14 protein-coding genes are annotated in these 17,814 nt (G+C 34.2%); 4 read left to right on the top strand and 10 right to left on the bottom strand.

Annotated elements, in window-relative coordinates:
• Positions 1 to 26: 26 nt before the first annotated feature.
• The 4 genes from VB776_RS19540 to VB776_RS19525 form a co-directional block, all read right to left on the bottom strand.
• Positions 27 to 3,659 (bottom strand): M1 family aminopeptidase, encoded by a 3,633-nt coding sequence (locus tag VB776_RS19540; RefSeq protein WP_323698552.1) that lies wholly within the window; start codon positions 3,657 to 3,659, stop codon positions 27 to 29.
• 12 nt (positions 3,660 to 3,671) lie between these two features.
• Positions 3,672 to 4,544: an ABC transporter ATP-binding protein gene (locus tag VB776_RS19535; protein WP_323698551.1), complete on the bottom strand. Its 873-nt coding sequence runs from the start codon at positions 4,542 to 4,544 to the stop codon at positions 3,672 to 3,674.
• A 162-nt stretch (positions 4,545 to 4,706) separates the two neighbouring features.
• Complete coding sequence (locus VB776_RS19530) at positions 4,707 to 5,069, bottom strand: transmembrane 220 family protein (protein ID WP_323698550.1); 363 nt, start codon at positions 5,067 to 5,069, stop codon at positions 4,707 to 4,709.
• A 121-nt stretch (positions 5,070 to 5,190) separates the two neighbouring features.
• Positions 5,191 to 5,922 carry a tetratricopeptide repeat protein gene (locus tag VB776_RS19525; RefSeq protein WP_323698549.1) on the bottom strand — a complete coding sequence of 244 codons (732 nt, stop codon included), beginning with the start codon at positions 5,920 to 5,922 and terminating at the stop codon, positions 5,191 to 5,193.
• 466 nt (positions 5,923 to 6,388) lie between these two features.
• On the opposite strand from VB776_RS19525, the gene fsa reads away from it, so the two are divergent.
• The gene (fsa, locus tag VB776_RS19520; protein WP_323295119.1) at positions 6,389 to 7,045 is read left to right on the top strand and encodes a fructose-6-phosphate aldolase; all 657 of its coding nucleotides are present in this window, start codon (positions 6,389 to 6,391) and stop codon (positions 7,043 to 7,045) included.
• 216 nt (positions 7,046 to 7,261) lie between these two features.
• Here fsa and VB776_RS19515 read toward each other — a convergent pair whose 3' ends face one another.
• Positions 7,262 to 9,679: a TonB-dependent receptor gene (locus tag VB776_RS19515; RefSeq protein WP_323698548.1), complete on the bottom strand. Its 2,418-nt coding sequence runs from the start codon at positions 9,677 to 9,679 to the stop codon at positions 7,262 to 7,264.
• Between the two features lie 365 nt (positions 9,680 to 10,044).
• On the opposite strand from VB776_RS19515, the gene VB776_RS19510 reads away from it, so the two are divergent.
• From VB776_RS19510 to porX, 3 genes are all read left to right on the top strand, one after another.
• On the top strand, positions 10,045 to 10,728 hold the full coding sequence (locus VB776_RS19510) for a cell division ATP-binding protein FtsE (protein ID WP_323698547.1): 684 nt from the start codon (positions 10,045 to 10,047) through the stop codon (positions 10,726 to 10,728).
• Between the two features lie 53 nt (positions 10,729 to 10,781).
• On the top strand, positions 10,782 to 11,768 hold the full coding sequence (locus VB776_RS19505) for a DUF1028 domain-containing protein (protein WP_323698546.1): 987 nt from the start codon (positions 10,782 to 10,784) through the stop codon (positions 11,766 to 11,768).
• A 101-nt stretch (positions 11,769 to 11,869) separates the two neighbouring features.
• On the top strand, positions 11,870 to 13,441 hold the full coding sequence (gene porX, locus VB776_RS19500; RefSeq protein ID WP_323698545.1) for a T9SS response regulator signal transducer PorX: 1,572 nt from the start codon (positions 11,870 to 11,872) through the stop codon (positions 13,439 to 13,441).
• A gap of 120 nt (positions 13,442 to 13,561) precedes the next feature.
• On the opposite strand, the gene VB776_RS19495 is transcribed toward porX, so the two are convergent.
• From VB776_RS19495 to VB776_RS19475, 5 genes are all read right to left on the bottom strand, one after another.
• The gene (locus tag VB776_RS19495) at positions 13,562 to 15,031 is read right to left on the bottom strand and encodes a Gfo/Idh/MocA family protein (protein WP_323698544.1); all 1,470 of its coding nucleotides are present in this window, start codon (positions 15,029 to 15,031) and stop codon (positions 13,562 to 13,564) included.
• 96 nt (positions 15,032 to 15,127) lie between these two features.
• A complete protein-coding gene (locus tag VB776_RS19490; protein ID WP_323698543.1) occupies positions 15,128 to 16,003 on the bottom strand; it encodes a hypothetical protein in 876 nt (291 codons plus the stop codon).
• A 33-nt stretch (positions 16,004 to 16,036) separates the two neighbouring features.
• A complete protein-coding gene (locus tag VB776_RS19485; protein WP_184133426.1) occupies positions 16,037 to 16,342 on the bottom strand; it encodes a DUF4286 family protein in 306 nt (101 codons plus the stop codon).
• Between the two features lie 147 nt (positions 16,343 to 16,489).
• A complete protein-coding gene (gene gldF / locus VB776_RS19480; RefSeq protein ID WP_323698542.1) occupies positions 16,490 to 17,215 on the bottom strand; it encodes a gliding motility-associated ABC transporter permease subunit GldF in 726 nt (241 codons plus the stop codon).
• A 65-nt stretch (positions 17,216 to 17,280) separates the two neighbouring features.
• Positions 17,281 to 17,814: a DUF4199 domain-containing protein gene (locus tag VB776_RS19475; RefSeq protein WP_323698541.1), complete on the bottom strand. Its 534-nt coding sequence runs from the start codon at positions 17,812 to 17,814 to the stop codon at positions 17,281 to 17,283.

Here is a 17,814-nt window from a genome sequence, read left to right as displayed (position 1 = left end):
CTTTTTTCTTGTATCTTACATCTCAACTACAAATTTTCCTCTAAAACAGCTGTCTTAACATTATCATCTGAATGTCTATCAATCAATTTATTGATCGGGTCGATTCCTGCTTTTTTAGGTTTTTCTTTGACGATGATTTTGAAGATATTGTCTTTCTTAGATACTTTATATTTTTGGTTATAAAGTAATTTGTCTTTTCCATCTTTGTCTTCACCATATACTCCAACATCTATCCAATCGTTCAAGGCAATAGGTTTTTCATTTCCTGAACTATCGGCCCTGAATTTCTCTGAAATGGTTTTGATACTTACTTCATAAGTTTTGTTTGGTAATACTTTGTAGCTTACTTTGTCAGTTTTGTTTTCGTATAGAGTAATGGTTTCAAACATATCATTGATGATATATTTCAAAGAGTCTGGCGTTTCGGCTTTGAAGTATTTTAACAAATCTTGACTGGTTGGATAACGTTGATACTTGCCATCTGAACTTGGATATTTCCAATCTGCCAAGAAATCATGCAAGGCTTTATTTACTTTATCTTCGCCGATATAATCTTGTAAAGCAAACATTGCTAATGAACCTTTGTTATAATGAATATAGCCCTGACTTTCTACCAATGCTAAAGGTTGCTCTTTTTTGCTTTCTCTTGCACGACCAGTCAGATATTTATCTAATTCATACTTCAAGAATTTTTGCATTAATTCTGGTTTAATGGCATGTTTCATTACCATCAAAGCAGAGTATTGTGCTTGCGTTTCTGAAAGCATTGCATTCCCTTTTACTCTTGCTTCTGCTACCTGATGTCCCCACCATTGGTGTCCCAATTCGTGGGCTGTTACATAAAATGGCATATCCAAATCTTTCTCTGGGTCGTTGATTTTCTGAATAAAACCTATTCCTTCTGAAAACGGAACGGTATTAGCAAACGATTGTGCAAAAGAAGCATAACGTGGAAATTCCATGATTCTCATCTGACGATATTGATAAGGAGCGAAGTTTTTATCAAAGTACTCAAATGAAGATTTCATTGAAGAAATCATTTTTTCGAGGTTATACTCATGTCCTTTATTATAGTAAATTTCTAAGTTTACATTCTTCCATTTATCACGTTTAATTTCGTATTTAGCAGAAATAATAGAGTAAAAATTCACCATCGGAACATCCATTTTATAATGGAAATACTTACGATTTTGCTCTTCCCAAGTTTTCTGTAAATAGCCTGGAGCAATGGCAGTTTGGTCTTTACTGGTACCAATTACCATTTCAAAACGGATATAATCTGAATCATCACCAAACAAACTCTGTGAAAGCCCAATTTGATTATTCTGTTCCATCATTCTTTCTTTTTCTGGCAATTTATACTTTTTACGAGTATCGTCATCGCCAATTTCAAAGTCTTCGCCATAACCTAAAGAAGGGAAATAGTTATTGTTGAAGAATGTTCCATTATATACTACATTGGTATTAGAACCATTGGCTACAAAACCTTTGGTTTCAAATTTAGTTTTGAAGCTCATCTTCACAGAATCGCCAACAGCTAAAGGTTTATTTAATTGATAAATCGTAAACCCGAAATTATCATAAGCCTTTTTTACTTTAGAACCGCCCTCAAATTTCAAGTACTCAATCTTCATATTATGCAAAATATCATTCTGGATAAGAATATCGCTTAATGCTTTGTTTGTTTTATTTTTTAACCAAAAGTAACCTTCAGCAGTAAAATCACGCTCTTCAGGATATACTTCTACTTTTAGATTTACATCTACAATTCTAGGTTGTGGAGCATTGTCAAATTGTTTTTTCAAGGTTTTTTCATAATCTACTTGTATTTTCTCTTGGTCTTCTTTGGTAGTGTATTTATTCAGTTTATTCGTGTTATAATACACATAAAAACCTGTAGAAATAAAAACAACCAAAGTGCTGACAGCCAAAGTAAGAATCGGTTTACTTAAACGAAGTTGACCAATTTTTATACGAGTTTTCATTAAGGATTCTGTTCCTCTTACGCTCAATAAAACTGATAAAATAAAGAGGATAGCTACAAAAGCCAGCCAATAGAGTTTCATCCATGAGAATGATGAAACAAAATGTCCGTATTTGTTCATGTCAGAATATCCACCTAAACTACCGCTGTTGAATGAAAATAGTGGGTGTTCGATACCAGCACCACTCATGAACATATTAATGATAAAGAACACAAACATCAAAGCAAAACCCACTAATTTGTTGTTGGCAATGGTCTGAATGAAAAATGAGAGCAACGTAAAGGCTACTAAAAAGATAAGTTCGTCGGTAAAAAGTGTTTCAAAATAGAGTGGTAATTCAAAATTAAAATAGCCATGTGCTACCTGAACAGATACTCCAAAGAAAATCAAGCCTAACAGTAAAGCAACATAAATAAAGATTAATCCAATGAATTTGGAGAGTAATCCAACCCAATCTGGAACTGGTAAAGCATCAATAATAAGATTAATATTGACAGTTCTTTCTCTCCAAATTAATTCGCCAGAGTAAAAAACGACGATAATTAAAAAGAACAAATCAAATTCTGACAAAAAGCCTAAAACGTTGGCTGTGATAGGATAGGAGCTTGTTCCATACATTTCTCCAAAATAGAAAGAATTGATGGTTAAATCTGCAAAACCAACAAAAACAATGGCAATAAATGGAATCTCTTTAATGACCATTTTGGCATAAAAAACAGATTGCTGCCAAAGTTGAGTAAGATTTGCCGAGAAATTGGTGAATTGATGAACGATTGGGATTACTACGTTTTCAGGTTTGATAACCGAAACTTCTTCTTTAACGATTTTCTTTTTCTTGAACCATGAAGAAGTAACCACATTAAAACTAAAAGCATAATAAGTAATGGCTAAAATAACAAAGCCTACGCCACACCAAAGTACACGATTCCAGAGCATCATGCCTTCAAGTGGAATCAGAAGATTATTTTTCTGTGCTGGTGTCCAGTACTGAGTATAGATTTGGAAGGTTCTGATTGCGAAAGGGTCAACTAAGGATGCGAGGTCTTTATTTTCTAAATCTTGGGTAATTGTACCTGTGATTTCGTACAAGACAAATAAAATAATCCCTTGTGTGTAAATTAATAAAGGTTTTCTGCTGAGTGTTCCAGCCGCAAAGTAAATAGTGGCTTGAATAAAAAGATTAGTAATACCATAAAAAATAAATGGCTGAAAATAATGCCAAGCATCAAAAGCGTGCATGGTTTTTTCTTTCCAAGATGGATCCCAAGGGAGGAATTTACCAAGCGAAAATCCTAGCATAAAAGCTATCCAAATAGAAGAGTAAATCAAGACCATTACAAAAAAAGAACCCCAGAAACGTCCCATCAAATAATCGAACTTCGACATGGTGGTGGTAAACATTAAGGATTCTGTTTTGTGTTCAAAGTCACGTAAAACGGCTACGCCCATCACTGCTGAACTAATAAAAGTTACCGCAAATGTCATGATGATGGTCATGAAGGAAAGCGAGTAAGGAGAATTGGCTTGTAATTGCCCACCACCCAAACCACCGATGGTAACGTATTTTGAAGTTGCCGCAGCAAAACAAAGAATAAATAAAATCAGGAAATATAGATAAGTAGCTGCTCTGTTCTTTCGATAGCTAAATTCAAAACGTAAAATTTCTAAAAACATAGTCGTGTTGGTTTAGGCATTAGCGAAAATTTTTGCAAAATAAACATCTTCTAAATCTCCATTAACAGCATCAAAAGTGCCATCTGGATTACTGTCAGCCAAAACATGAATCACAGGTGAACCGCCTATGAGTTTATCAGAAATCAAAGTGAAATTTTTCTTATAATCTTCTAATTCAGCTTTATGAATGCGTTTTCGCCAGATTTTTCCTTCAATTTCTTGAATTGCATCAAAAGGATTTCCTTTATAAAGTACTTGTCCTTTGTTGAAAACCGCCATATCTTGACACAACTCTTTTACGTCTTCTACGATGTGTGTAGAAAGTATCACAATGGTATTTTCGCCTAATTCCGATAATAAATTCAAGAAACGGTTACGTTCTGCGGGGTCGAGTCCTGCTGTGGGTTCGTCAACGATGATTAATTTCGGACTTGCCAAAAGTGCTTGAGCAATACCAAAACGTTGTTTCATTCCACCAGAATAACCACCTAAATTCTTTTTACGTGCCTCCCAAAGATTTGTTTTTTGAAGAAGTGATTCTACCAATTCTTTACGTTCTTTAGAATTCGTGATTCCTTTCAAAACCGCTAAATGATTCAATAAAGTAACCGCATCAACCTTTGGATACACACCAAATTCTTGTGGTAAATAGCCAAGGGTTTTGCGTACTTCTTCTTTTTGGGTAAGTACGTTAATATCTCCTAACGTGATTGTCCCAGTATCTGCTTCTTGGAGTGTTGCGATGGTACGCATCAAGGAAGATTTTCCTGCTCCGTTTGGTCCTAATAAGCCAAACATCCCTTGATTGATGGTTAGATTAACGTTTTGAAGTGCTTGAACGCCATTGGAATAGGTCTTGTTCAGGTTTGTAATAGTAAGTTGCATAAAGTTTGGAGTTTGAATTTTATACAAATTACAATTTAACCTTTATTAATTGTTCTGTTTATGATGAATATGTTGATAATTAGATAAATGGCAAAAAAACAGGCAAAGCACAGAAAATAAATTTCTAATGCTTTGCCTGTTGAATTTACATTTTATTGAAAATTATTTTGCTTTAGGTTTGAAAAAGTACATTCCTAGAAATAAGATAAAAGCAAAAGTACAAATCCAAAGTCCGCAAGCTTCACGGGCTAATTCTTGATTGATGGTTTTCATGGATAATCCGCCACCTTCCGAGAAAAAGCCTTCCCAAGAAGTCATTTGGAACCAAGTATTTAATCCTGCTACAAAAGACATAATGGCAACAACCACTAATAATTCTGGATTACTTTTTTCTTGATAGGCCTTTATTGAACAATATGCCGCCACCAAATAAATCGGAATCCAAAGTACTGGGTCGGGGTCATTGTATTGCCAACCTGCAAAAAGCAAGAAAATCATGGTAAAAACTATTCCGAAGTATTTCATCTTTATGAATTGTGAGTTAAGAATTGTGAGTGATGAGTTTTTTTTTTGTCCTTGCCTAAAATAGGTTAGCATCAAATTCTTAAAGCTTATCGCCTATCGCTTACAGCCTACAGCCCAAAAACTATTTACAAAAAGAATCTATCGCCAATTTAGCATCAGGATAACCCAAACGATTTGCCATTTTGAAATTTAAACAACTATCGTCCGATTGTCCTCTTTTTTGTTGTACAATTCCTAAACCATAATATGCTTTAGCGAATTTATTATCTACTTTCACCGCCGCAGTGAAATCGGCTAAAGATTTATCAAAGTCCCCAAATTGAAAGTAAATATTTCCACGATTATACAAAGCATTTACTTCTTTAGGGTCTAATTGAATTGCTTTGTCGAAATCTACAATCGCTTCTTCAGATTTGTGCAAAGCAGCTAAGATTATTCCTCTTTTTACATACAACTCTGCTGTGTCTGGTTGGATTGTAATGGCTTTAGAGCAATCTTGAAAAGCACCTTCCCAATCCGATTTTTCCATTTTTACTGATGCTCGGTTAAAGTAAGGTTGGTAATTGTTTGGATCTAATTTAATGGCTTGTTCATAATCTAATAATGCCGTTGTGAAATCTTTTAATTCAAAATTGGCTGCACCACGCATATTGAAGGCTTTAGCATTATTGGGGTCTTTGTCGATAGCTTGATTCAAGTATTCGATGGCTTCTCTAGCTTTTCCTTGTTTTAATTGTTCTTTCGCTTTTTCTAAAAAAGCATCAGACGAACCCGTGCAATTCACTAAAAGAATGGAAAAAGAGGCTAAATAAAGCGAAAATGAAATTTTTTTTAAAATATTTTTGAGTGTCATAATAGTATGTTAATTAACTGTAAATCAAAAGGTCATCGTATTAATCAGTCAAAATTGACTTGATTTTATCAGAAAACTTTCCTCAAAGTTGCGGTGAAGGTTTTGAAAAAACAACAAAACCTGCCATCTTTGTGACGGCAAATTACCAGCTCCCTCCGAATCCCCCAGGTCTTGACCGAAGCAAGGGTAGGCAGGTTGTAGCGGTGAATTTGCCTTTTTTTGTTTTATGACCATTCATTTACTTCATCTGGCTTTACAAAATTATCTGTAAATCATTTTTCTTTCTTTAGAAAAAATAACTGTTCTATACTGTTATAATTTTTCAGAAAAATGTCTGCTTTCTCAAATGCTTTTCCTAATTTTGTAAACAGTATTTACAAAGAATCAATATCAAGCTTTATTCCTTGAATTTACTTTCGTTTTTAATTAGCGTTTAACTAATATATTTCTCAAAAAACAAATCATCATGAAATTTTTTATTGACACAGCCAATCTCAAAGAAATCCAAGAAGCACAGGATTTAGGTGTATTAGATGGAGTAACTACCAATCCTTCGTTAATGGCTAAAGAAGGTATTAGCGGTAAAAACAACGTTCTTAAACATTACAAAGCAATTTGTGATATCGTTGAGGGAGATGTTTCTGCGGAAGTAATTGCTACTGATTTTGAAGGAATGATTCGTGAAGGAGAAGAATTAGCAGAATTAGATGAGAAAATTGTTGTTAAAATTCCGATGATTAAAGACGGAGTAAAAGCATTAAAGTATTTCTCAGAAAAAGGAATTAAAACTAACTGTACATTGATTTTCTCTGCTGGTCAAGCTTTATTGGCGGCTAAAGCGGGAGCGTCTTATGTTTCTCCATTCATTGGTCGTTTAGATGATATTTCATTCGACGGTATTCAATTAATCGAGCAAATTCGTACTATTTATGATAACTATGGTTTTGATACTGAAATCTTAGCGGCTTCGGTTCGTAACCCAATTCATATTATCAGATGTGCTGAAATCGGTGCTGATGTTATGACTGGTCCACTTTCTGCGATGTTAGCGTTATTGAACCATCCATTAACGGATAGCGGTTTGGCTAAATTCTTAGCTGACCATGCTAAAACGAATGCTTAGTTAGCTATCGGTCTTCGGAACTCGGATTTCAGCTTTCGGAATTAATAAAAAGCTCTTCAAACATCAAAGTTTGAAGAGCTTTTTTTATTGGCTTTCGGATGTTTGCTTTCGGAAGTCGGACTTGTGAGAAAATATTCTTTAAAATCTGAAAATCGACATCAGAGTTCCAAAAGCTTAAAGCAGAAAGCCGACGACCGACAGCTGAAAGCTTAAAAACTAATTAATCGGTACAAGTACTTTTACACTAATATTTCTTCCCATGTTATAAACGCCTTGTCTGCCAGTTGTTTGATTTACATCCAAATACTTCAATCTACTTTGGTGACTTTGATAAGCATTATCCAATAAATTATTGACGTTCAGGTAAACTGAAAATAAAGCTTTCTTCTTCAAATTTGTAATCGTAGCACCCGTTCCAACATTTACTAATGAGTAAGCTGGTGTTTGGGTTTCCGTATTATATGCCAACAGTGCATTGTTCTGTTGTTGATTATGCTCTAATTCTACAGAAAAATAAGTGTTTCTAAGATGCTTCCCCAAAGTATTTTTTGTCAGTTTAATATTACTCAACCATCTTGGCGGAGGCATAAATGGTAGGTACTTCGCAGAATCATTTTTTGCAGAAAGATTTACGCCATTCACAGATGAATAACTTTGTGTAAAACTAAACCAACGTGCCGACGCAGGATTATAAGTAACTACAGCTTCCAAACCCAAAAGTCTAGCATTGCCTTGTTGATAACGAAAAACAGGTACACCATTAATGATGGAATCTTTTCCTGAAATATTCTGTACACGTTCTGAAAAAGTATAATGATTGATACGATTGCTGAACAAATTTACATCAATGTAGAGCGAGCTATTTTCAAAAGTAAAACCTAAATCATTTTGTAACGATACTTCAGATTGTTGATTAATATTTCCGATTTCGTAACGGAAAGTGCCTGCATGTTCACCATTCGATGAAATTTCAGGTACAGATGGCGCTCTAAAACCTCTGGCAACGTTTGTTTTAACAGAAAGTAAATCATTGATTTTATAAACTGCACCAAAACTCCCTGTTGCATTTTGAAATGTTTTATTGAAACCAGCAAAACGTTCGCTAGTATTGTCCGATGGTTTTGTTTGGAATTTTCCTTCAGAATCAATGTATAATTTATGAATATCTAATTGACGAATATCAAATCTTAATCCGCCACTTATGATTAACTTATCGAATTTCTTTTTAGAAAATACAAATACTCCGTTATCGAATAAATTAAAATTAGGATACAAAGTTTCGTTACCACGATTGTTCATCGTTTGTGCCATTCCGTTTGTTCCGATTGTTACTTCAAAATTATTTTTTTCTGGAAAGTTAAATCTTGCATCATAATAAAGCGTTTGCAAATAGAAGTATAAATCGGCTTCAAAAGGTTTTAAAACATTACCATATTCTCTTCTGTGATTTTGTGAGTAAGCTACATTCAAACTCAAAGAACTTTTTCCTAACATTAAATAATTGTTCCATGATGCTTTATAATTGCTTAGTGATTGTGAGTTTGAGGGATTGATAGAAGGGCTTTTTAATTCTTGTTCAGTTACTCTTAAAATCTTACTTTGTCCGTCTAATAATACTTGTTTTGTAAAATACCCTTCTGCATCTCTCAAACCATCGATGATATTAATATCTTGTCCAAATTTTGAAAAATAGATTCTTGAAAAACCCCATTTTTTATTTAACCCAATCATTCCAGAATAGTTAAGTTCCTGAAATTTAGAACCATTTACCAATCCATCAAAAGCATTTTGATAGTTCCCAGCATTTTTATTGCTGAATCTACTCGTCCAAACAAAACCATTTTTGTTACCGCCCAGATTTGCCGAAAATCCATGTAAGCCATTGTTCGTCTGGTAATTATACAAAACACTTCCATTAATTTTCTCAGATTCTGTTGGTGTTGGCGAAATCACAGAAATTACTCCTCCTAAACCATCTGAGCCATACATGAGCGAACCTGCTCCACGAATAATTTCATAACGTTCAATAGAAAATTCGTCAATATGCAAACTATGTTCCTCTCCCCATTGATTATCTTCCTGCCGAACGCCATCATGAACGGTGATTACTCTATTAAAGCCCAAACCTCGAATAATAGGTTTTGAAAGTGTTGGGCCAGTCATGATTTGCGAAACGCCAGGCAATTTCACAATCGCATCAACTAAATTGGTTGAAGTACTTTGTAACCATTGCGCTCTTGAAAGTGCAGCGATTGGCACTGGACTTTCTTTCACTAACGTTTTAATACCTGCACCAGTTATTACTACTTCTTCTAATGAAGTAGCCGAATTTTCCATTTCAAAATCTTGCTTTGTTGCGGTTTTTACGCTTACTTTTTTAGTAATAGTCTTCAAAGAAACATAACTTACTTGTAGCGTAAATTCGCCTTTGGGTAAGTTTTTAATTTGATAAAAACCATTCACATCTGTATTTGTTCCAGTTCGTAACTCAGGAATATAAACGTTCGCTCCAATAATGACTTCGTTAGTTTCATTCAGTACTACTTTTCCTGAAATGACATTTTGTCCAAAGGATTCAATTAAACTAAAGTAACAAATAATGGAATAAAGTATTGGCTTGAAAAAGTTTCTCATTTTGCGATTCTAATTAATAGTTTAGGTTAGTCTAAAAATTATTCAAATGTAAGGCATAAAAATTAATTAGCTACCATAAAATAAAGGTTTTTTTTATTTTTTCTGATGAATGATAAGATGAATGGCTTTGTAAATCAGATGATTAATGAATTTGGAACTGCCTCAAGAAGAAAGTTTGTGAACATCTTGTTTAGATTAATATTGTCAAAAAAGTATTCTAAAATATTTTTTAAGAAAATTTTCAGCAGGAATTTAGACGATAGCCTAGCCTGTACTTTAGGGGGAAATTATCGGACTAAACACAAAAAGTATTTATTGTTATCATTTTGTCAGTATATTTGAAAAAATAACATATCAAGCAAAAAATGTTTACATCAGAACCCGTAGTTGTCATTCAGAGTGCATTTATATATCAAAACGAGCGAATTGTTTTAAACGACGTTAACTTTAGTATTAACAAAGGAGAATTTGTTTTTTTAATAGGAAGAACAGGAAGCGGAAAAAGTTCGTTGTTAAAAACATTATATGCTGATCTTTGGCTTCAACAAGGAAAAGCTAAAGTAGCTGGGTTTACTATCGAAACCATGAAGGCTGCTGAACGTCCTTTTCTTCGTCGAAAAATTGGTGTTGTTTTTCAAGACTTTCAATTGTTTATGGATAGAAATGTGCAAGAAAATTTGATGTGGGTTTTGGAAGCAACAGGTTGGACTGATAGTGCTAGAATGAAAGCAAGAGTTGCAGAAGTACTTATGCAAGTAGGTATGTCAACTTCTCGTGATAAAATGCCTCATCAACTTTCTGGTGGTGAACAACAAAGAGTAGTCATTGCAAGAGCTTTATTAAATGAACCACAAATACTCTTTGCCGATGAACCAACTGGAAATCTTGACCCAGAAGTATCAGGACAAATTATTGAGCTTTTCCATGAAATCAACAAAGCGGGAACAGCAATTTTAATGGCCACACATGATTTTGATATGATTCGTAAATTCCCTGCTCGTATTCTGAAATGTGAAAATGGACAGGTGAAAGAACAACCTCAAGTGTAAATTATTTAGAAGTATTTTGTCGGAAAAATGTAGCAATTAATAATTTTAAACCTATGAAAAAAGTATTAGCATTTATAACGTTTCTCTATTTTACGAGTAATACTTTCGCTCAATTTTCTAAAAACTCAGAGCCTTTTGCACATACGTTTTCAATCGTCGCTCGTGATACCAAAACAGGAGAAATGGCTGTTGGTGTACAAAGCCACTGGTTTAGTGTAGGAACGGCAGTTTCATGGGGACAAGCTGGCGTTGGCGTGGTTGCTACACAAAGTTTTGTTAATAAGTCATTCGGAATAAGAGGTTTGGCATTAATGAAAAATGGCAAAACTGCCCAAGAAACGATGGATATTTTACTGTCGAACGATGGAGGGAAAGAGGTTCGTCAAGTAGGTATTATTGATGCTAAAGGAAACGTTGCAGTACATACAGGTAAAAATTGTGTTGACTTTGCAGGACATATCAAAGGGACTAATTACTCGGTTCAGAGTAATATGATGCTCAATAATAAAGTACCTGCTGCTATGGCTAAAGCTTTTGAAGAAAACTGGAAATTGCCACTGGGTGAAAGAGTTTTAAAAGCCTTGGAAGCTGGACAAGCAGTGGGAGGCGACATCAGAGGAAAACAATCGGCGGCTTTATTAGTAGTAAAAGGTACTTCAACTAATAAACCTTGGGATGAAGACCATTTGGTAGATTTACGAGTTGACGACCACCAAACACCACTGGTTGAATTGGCAAGATTGTTGAAAATTAAAAGAGCATACAACCACATGGATGCTGGTGATTTAGCCACTGAAACCAATGATATGAAAAAAGCCATGGAGGAGTACAATGCTGCCATGAAACTATTTCCTAATAATTTAGAAATGCAATACTGGACAGCTATCACGATGGCTAATAATAAAAGTATTATCAAAGCTTCAGAGATACTTCACAAGATTTATTTGAAAGAACCCAATTGGCGAGAGATGACAAAACGCTTGCCGAAAGCAGGATTATTAAAAGTTTCGGACTTGGATTTTAAAGAATTAACAAGATAATATTTAACTAAAATTAACAAAAAATACAGCAATAAAACGCTGTATTTTCCATTTTAAGTGAACAGTACTGAAATCAGTAATGAAAACAATCCATTTTAATTATGCAATATTCAATTCTATGGGCAGACGATGAAATCGATTTGCTTAAGCCATATATCATGTTTTTGACCCAAAAAGGCTACGATGTTACACCTGTGAATTCTGGTGCGGATGCTTTAGAAGAAGTAGAAAAAAAGAAATTTGATGTAGTTTTTTTAGATGAAAATATGCCCGGAATGACGGGGCTTGAGGTACTTCCTAAAATCAAACAATTGAAGCCTAATTTGCCAGTTGTGATGATTACCAAGTCTGAAGAAGAGGATATTATGGAGGAGGCAATTGGTTCTAAAATTGCTGATTATTTAATTAAACCATTGAATCCCAATCAGATACTTCTTTCGGTTAAGAAAATATTAGATAAGAAAAGATTAGAAGAAGAAAAAACGAATCTTTCTTATCAGCAAGAATTCCGCCAGTTAGCGATGCGCTATCAAGATAAGATGGATCATGCAGAGTGGGCTGATGTGTATAAAAAATTACTTTTCTGGGAATTGGAAATCGATAGAACTGAGAACAAGTCGATGGCAGAAGTAATGAATATGCAGAAATCTGAAGCGAACGCTAACTTCTCAAGATTTATCACAGAAAATTATGAGAATTGGCTAAACGAACCCAAAGGAAATAATCCAGTTTTGTCGCATCAATTGATGAGAAAAAAAGTATTTCCTTTACTCAGAGAAGACTCTCCGCTTTTCTTTGTTTTAATTGATAATTTGCGCTTTGACCAGTGGAAAGTACTAGAAGGTTTGATTCAAGATTATTTTTCTGTCGAAGAAGAATCAACCTATTATTCTATTTTACCAACAACAACAGCTTATGCAAGAAATTCAATTTTCTCAGGTTTGATGCCTTCTGAAATTGAAAAACAATATCCAAAACATTGGGTACAAGATATTGGTGATAGTGAAGACGAAGAAGGTTTTAATCAACATGAAGAGTTTTTCTTTCAAGAACAAATTCGTAAAAGTAGAATGCCTTTTGCGGTAAAATCTTCTTACCATAAAGTTATTCATAATAACCAAGGGAAAAGTTTGGTAGAGAACTTCTCTAAATTGACACAAAATCATCTTAATGTGGTGGTGTATAACTTTGTAGATATGCTTTCTCATGCCAGAACAGACATGGCAATGATTAAAGAATTAGCCCCTGATGAATCTGGTTATAGAAGTTTAACGGCTAGTTGGTTTACACACTCACCTTTGTTTGATTTACTCAAGAAGATTTCTGACAAAAAAGGAAGATTAATTATCACAACCGACCACGGAATGATTCGTGTACAGAATCCAGTAAAAATTGTAGGAGACCGTTCTGTAAATACTAATTTACGCTATAAACAAGGAAGAAATTTAAATTGGGACGATGAAAACCATTTATTAGTTTGTAGAAAACCAGAGCGTTTTTTCTTGCCTAAAGTAAATGTTTCGACTACTTATGTGTTCACAAAAGAAGATTACTTCTTTGCGTATCCGAACAATTACAATCATTACGTCAGCCATTATAGAAATACTTTTCAGCATGGTGGTATTTCGTTAGAGGAATGTATTATTCCATTTGTGTATTTAACGGCGAAATAATTTATAAATATTGAGTAATTACAGCATTTAGAAATCAAAGAAGCGGTCGAAAAACTAATTTTCGACCGCTTCTTTGATTTTAAACTTCGTAGTAATTCGTGTTTATTAACATCAGAAAAACTACAAATCTGCAATTTTCCAGCCTTGACGATATTCACGACCAACGAATTGGTTTGCATCATCAAAGTTTGTGATTTTCATATCTCCACCATTCCAGATTAGTTTATTTCTTCCGTAGAAATCAAAATTGCCTCTCTCATTCTTTTTACGAAGCATATAACTACGAATTGCCAAATTACCCATTAAAACAGTTTCGGTAAGTGGACCTGAATAATCGAATGAAGATGTCAAGCCTTTATGTTCTTTACTTTCATAACCCGCTTTACAAGCTTCAGTCCAACTGATTTGATGTCCATATTCTGGTAAAGATTTTACTTCTGTGGTTGGTTTTGGCATTTCAATTCTTTCACCAGAGTTCAAGTAAATTTTAGGGTCATTTCCATACATTCCGATGGTCATGATGCCTTTCGTTCCTGTTAAAATAATACCATTTGCTCCACCATCATTACTGATGGCTTCATTGGCAGGAATTAATTCAGGGTGCATTGGTCTGATACCACCATCCATCCAAATCATCTTCATTGGTGATTTATTCTTTTTTGTAGCAGGGAATTTAATCTCGACGTGCGATGATGGTGGACAACCTTCAGGAATATATTCAGGAGTCCAATCTTTGATAAATACTGCACCAACACTACATTCTACTTCTGTTGGATAACCCAAACCAAGGATTCTAAAAGCAGAATCAATTGTATGACAACCAATATCACCTAAAGCTCCTGTACCAAAATTCCACCAACCACGCCATTTGAATGGATGATAAAGTGGATGATAGTCAACCCATTGAGCAGGCCCAACCCAAGTATCCCAGTCTTTAGGAGACATTGATTCTACCAAAGGTGGTTTGTCGGTAGGAACAGGAATTCCTTGTGGCCAAACAGGGCGGTTTGTCCAGATATTTACTGTATGTACATTTCCGATTTTCCCTTCTTCAAACCATTTAATCGCAACGTTTTGTGCAGGATTTGAAGAACCCTGATTACCCATTTGTGTAACTACTTTATATTTTCTAGCAGCATTTGTTAGTAATCGTGCCTCAGCGATATTGTGCGTCAATGGTTTTTGGACATATACATGTTTTCCCATTTGCATACATTGCATAGCAGCATAAGCATGGAAATGGTCGGGAGTAGAAATCGTTACGGCATCAATATCCGAACGCATTTCATCTAACATTACTCTGAAATCACGGTATTTTTTGGCATTAGGGAATTTGTCAAAAGCAGTTTTAGCTCTTGCAAAATCTACATCACAAAGAGCAACTACATTAGACGCACCATTATTATAAGCATTGATAATATCTGAAGTCCCTTTACCACCAGCACCAATGGCTGCTATATTGAGCTTATCACTTGGAGCAATGAAACCTTTGCCAAGTACATGGCGAGGTACAATAAAAAAACTACCCAAGGCCAATGAACTCGTTTTGAGGAAATCCCGTCTTGAGTTTTGTTGTTTAGTATCTGACATAATTAAATTGGATTTTGTTTGAGAATAATGCTACAAATTAGCTTTATTATCCCAAACAATTATCCTGATTTAACGATAAAATAGTCAGTGAAAATATTATTTACTTAGTTTTAAATGATAGCCTACACTTGGGAATAAGTAAACATTATTATCATTATCAGAGAGACCTGTAGGAACAAGAATGTTTATATCAAAGGCATGTCTTGGTCTATCAAAACGCAAACCAGCTGAAAAGACAAAACCGTCTTCAACACTTAGTCCATTGCCAATTGCGAAGAAGTTTTCGGTGAAAAAAGTGAGATTAGGAGACGTTTTTTTCATGTATCCTAATGATAGCCCGAAACCACCATTAGTATCTTCTGTGAAGAAAACAGGACTTACATTAAAAAAGCTTTCTTTTTTGCCAAAACTAAATGATGGAATAATGATAGAAGTACTTCCAATTTCTTTTCCACCCATGTGATTTCCTGTGACTGAGAAATTGAATTTATCTTTTGAAATTATGTTTACTTTGGCTTTTATTGAATAGAATTGCGTAGGAATAACGGTAAAAAAACCAAAACCCAAGCTCAATTTTTCGCCTAAAGCTGCTGCAAATTCACTGTAATAGAACAGAATATTATGATATTCTATAGCTTCCTTTTCCATCGCAAAACCAGTAGGAGCAACAAGAAGTCGATTCACAAAACGATTGGGATAATAAGGTTTATTACTTGCAGGTTTGTTTTTGTCGTACAATTCAACACTTAAAATCTGAGCAACATCAACCGTTATTAAACCCAAATTTTCGGTTTGAATTTTACTTTGAACAGTATTTTGTTCAATAATTCTGCCTAATAATTGTGAGCCATCTTTTAAGCGAATGATGTATAAATTTGGGGTAGTTTTTGTGCTATCAGCTTTATAAAAATCTTGTGCATTTACCGTAAAACAAGCTGAAAGAAGTGTCAATAAGAGTAGTAATGTTTTCATTGGTTAGATTTTTAGAGGTTTTAAGCATACTAACTAAGAAATATCTTGGAGTAAACTTGGGAAGAAAACGTATTTACCACGATAGCGTTTATCAACCGCATCGTTCAAATCGTCTAAATAATCGTTTTCAAAAACTTCAAAGCCTTCTATACTATCGAAAAAATATTGGAATGAATACGTAACGCCACCGTTATCAATTTCCGTTAATAATTTCAATATTTTAAAGCTTTTCGGAAAGCCTGTCATCATTACATTTGGAACATGCGTACTTCTCATCCAATCCAAAAAATCCTGTTCTGAATTGACGTCGATATTATATGTGATATTGTGAAATAACATAAGGGTGAATTTTAACTCAAAGCTTTGAGCTTTCAGCCCTGAGCTTTGAACGGTAATAATTGTTTTCTTTTCTCTCTCAAATCTTCAAGCAACAAAATATAAAGTCCTTATTCAAGGTCTTGACTCTAAAATCTTGCTTCTTGTATCTTACAGTCTAATCGTCGATAATTTCAACTTCGTTCCCCAAAGTGCCAAGAAAATTACCGAAACGAAATAAATAACATTTCTGGAATCAATCAAACCCCTTCCAAGGGCATCATATTGATAATCTAACCCAAATTGAGCAAAAACATAAGCAAAGTCGCCCAAGAAAGGTAATTGAGCTAATTGTCCGATTCCATAATAAAGTATCAAACATATCGTAAATGCTAAAATAAATGCTGTTACTTGGTTATCAGTCAAAGAAGAAGTAAATATGCCAATTGCAGCAAAAACACAAGCCAAAAAGAAAAGTCCTAAATATGAACTCAGCACGGCAGCAGAATCAATATTTCCTTGCGGATTTCCTAACTGATAAACCGAATAATAATATAAAGTAGTAGGTAAAAGTGCTAGAAAAACCAAATAGCAACTTGCAAAGTATTTTCCTAAAATGATTTGCCAAGTGGAAAGTGGTTTGGTAAATAGTAATTCAATCGTGCCAGATTTTACTTCTTCTGCAAAAGCCCGCATCGTTGTAGCAGGAATCAAAAACAAGAAAATAAAAGGAGCAATTTGGAAAAAAGATGATAAATCTGCAAAGCCATAATCAAGAATATTATCCTTAAAAAACCATACGAACAATCCTGTTGCGGTAAAAAATACACCAATAACGATATAACCAACAATTGAACTTAGGAAAGTATTTACTTCTTTTTTGAAGATTTGATACATGGTAATTTAAAATTTGATAATGAATTGTTTGCTCTGTCATCAATAACTCTATCGTTTAGGAAAGATTATTCAAAAATTGATTTTTCTTTTTTAAGAATGGCAGAAATCACCAAAGAAACGATTAAACCACCTATAAATCCAACTATAACATTAATAATAAATAAAAAACTAGGGTCAGTTAAATAAGCAATCATTTTTTCATTCAATTCCATCTGTGCATCTGTAGCACCTTGTTCCTCCATTCTTTGTCTCATTACATTGGCTTGTTTTAACATATCTGAATTATCAATGTATTTTACATAAATAATATTGAAACCGCCTGAAACTACGCCCCAAATAGTGCCAGAAAGCAAACCAATACCTAAACCTTCACTGTAGCTCATGAAGCCATTGTTTTGACTCTTGTAGTCGTTCATGGCTAATACTTGTATCAAACAGGTGAAAGCAAAAGAGATTAAAGATAGAAAGAAAACTATGGATGTGTTTTCACTGTTTTTAATGCCTAAAAGTTGTGTAGCGACAGATAAAATGATGGAGATAATTCCAGCGATAATTCCCCACTTTAAAGCAATTCTGGTAGTTGTAGTTTGATTTTCCAT

The organism is Arcicella gelida (assembly GCF_034931025.1).
Classification (GTDB): Bacteria; Bacteroidota; Bacteroidia; order Cytophagales; family Spirosomataceae; genus Arcicella; species Arcicella gelida.
The sequence above is the reverse complement of the archived record's forward strand: the minus strand, read 5'-3'. Positions and strand labels throughout refer to the sequence as shown.

Bases quoted from the DNA above. Each gene is read 5' to 3' on its own strand.
- VB776_RS19540 (WP_323698552.1), bottom strand. From the start codon at position 3,659: ATGTTTTTAGAAATTTTACGTTTTGAATTTAGCTATCGAAAGAACAGA.
- VB776_RS19535 (WP_323698551.1), bottom strand. From the start codon at position 4,544: ATGCAACTTACTATTACAAACCTGAACAAGACCTATTCCAATGGCGTT.
- gldF (WP_323698542.1), bottom strand. From the start codon at position 17,215: ATGTATCAAATCTTCAAAAAAGAAGTAAATACTTTCCTAAGTTCAATT.
- VB776_RS19495 (WP_323698544.1), bottom strand. From the start codon at position 15,031: ATGTCAGATACTAAACAACAAAACTCAAGACGGGATTTCCTCAAAACG.
- porX (WP_323698545.1), top strand. From the start codon at position 11,870: ATGCAATATTCAATTCTATGGGCAGACGATGAAATCGATTTGCTTAAG.
- VB776_RS19475 (WP_323698541.1), bottom strand. From the start codon at position 17,814: ATGGAAAATCAAACTACAACTACCAGAATTGCTTTAAAGTGGGGAATT.
- VB776_RS19490 (WP_323698543.1), bottom strand. From the start codon at position 16,003: ATGAAAACATTACTACTCTTATTGACACTTCTTTCAGCTTGTTTTACG.
- VB776_RS19525 (WP_323698549.1), bottom strand. From the start codon at position 5,922: ATGACACTCAAAAATATTTTAAAAAAAATTTCATTTTCGCTTTATTTA.
- VB776_RS19505 (WP_323698546.1), top strand. From the start codon at position 10,782: ATGAAAAAAGTATTAGCATTTATAACGTTTCTCTATTTTACGAGTAAT.
- VB776_RS19510 (WP_323698547.1), top strand. From the start codon at position 10,045: ATGTTTACATCAGAACCCGTAGTTGTCATTCAGAGTGCATTTATATAT.
- VB776_RS19515 (WP_323698548.1), bottom strand. From the start codon at position 9,679: ATGAGAAACTTTTTCAAGCCAATACTTTATTCCATTATTTGTTACTTT.
- VB776_RS19485 (WP_184133426.1), bottom strand. From the start codon at position 16,342: ATGTTATTTCACAATATCACATATAATATCGACGTCAATTCAGAACAG.
- fsa (WP_323295119.1), top strand. From the start codon at position 6,389: ATGAAATTTTTTATTGACACAGCCAATCTCAAAGAAATCCAAGAAGCA.
- VB776_RS19530 (WP_323698550.1), bottom strand. From the start codon at position 5,069: ATGAAATACTTCGGAATAGTTTTTACCATGATTTTCTTGCTTTTTGCA.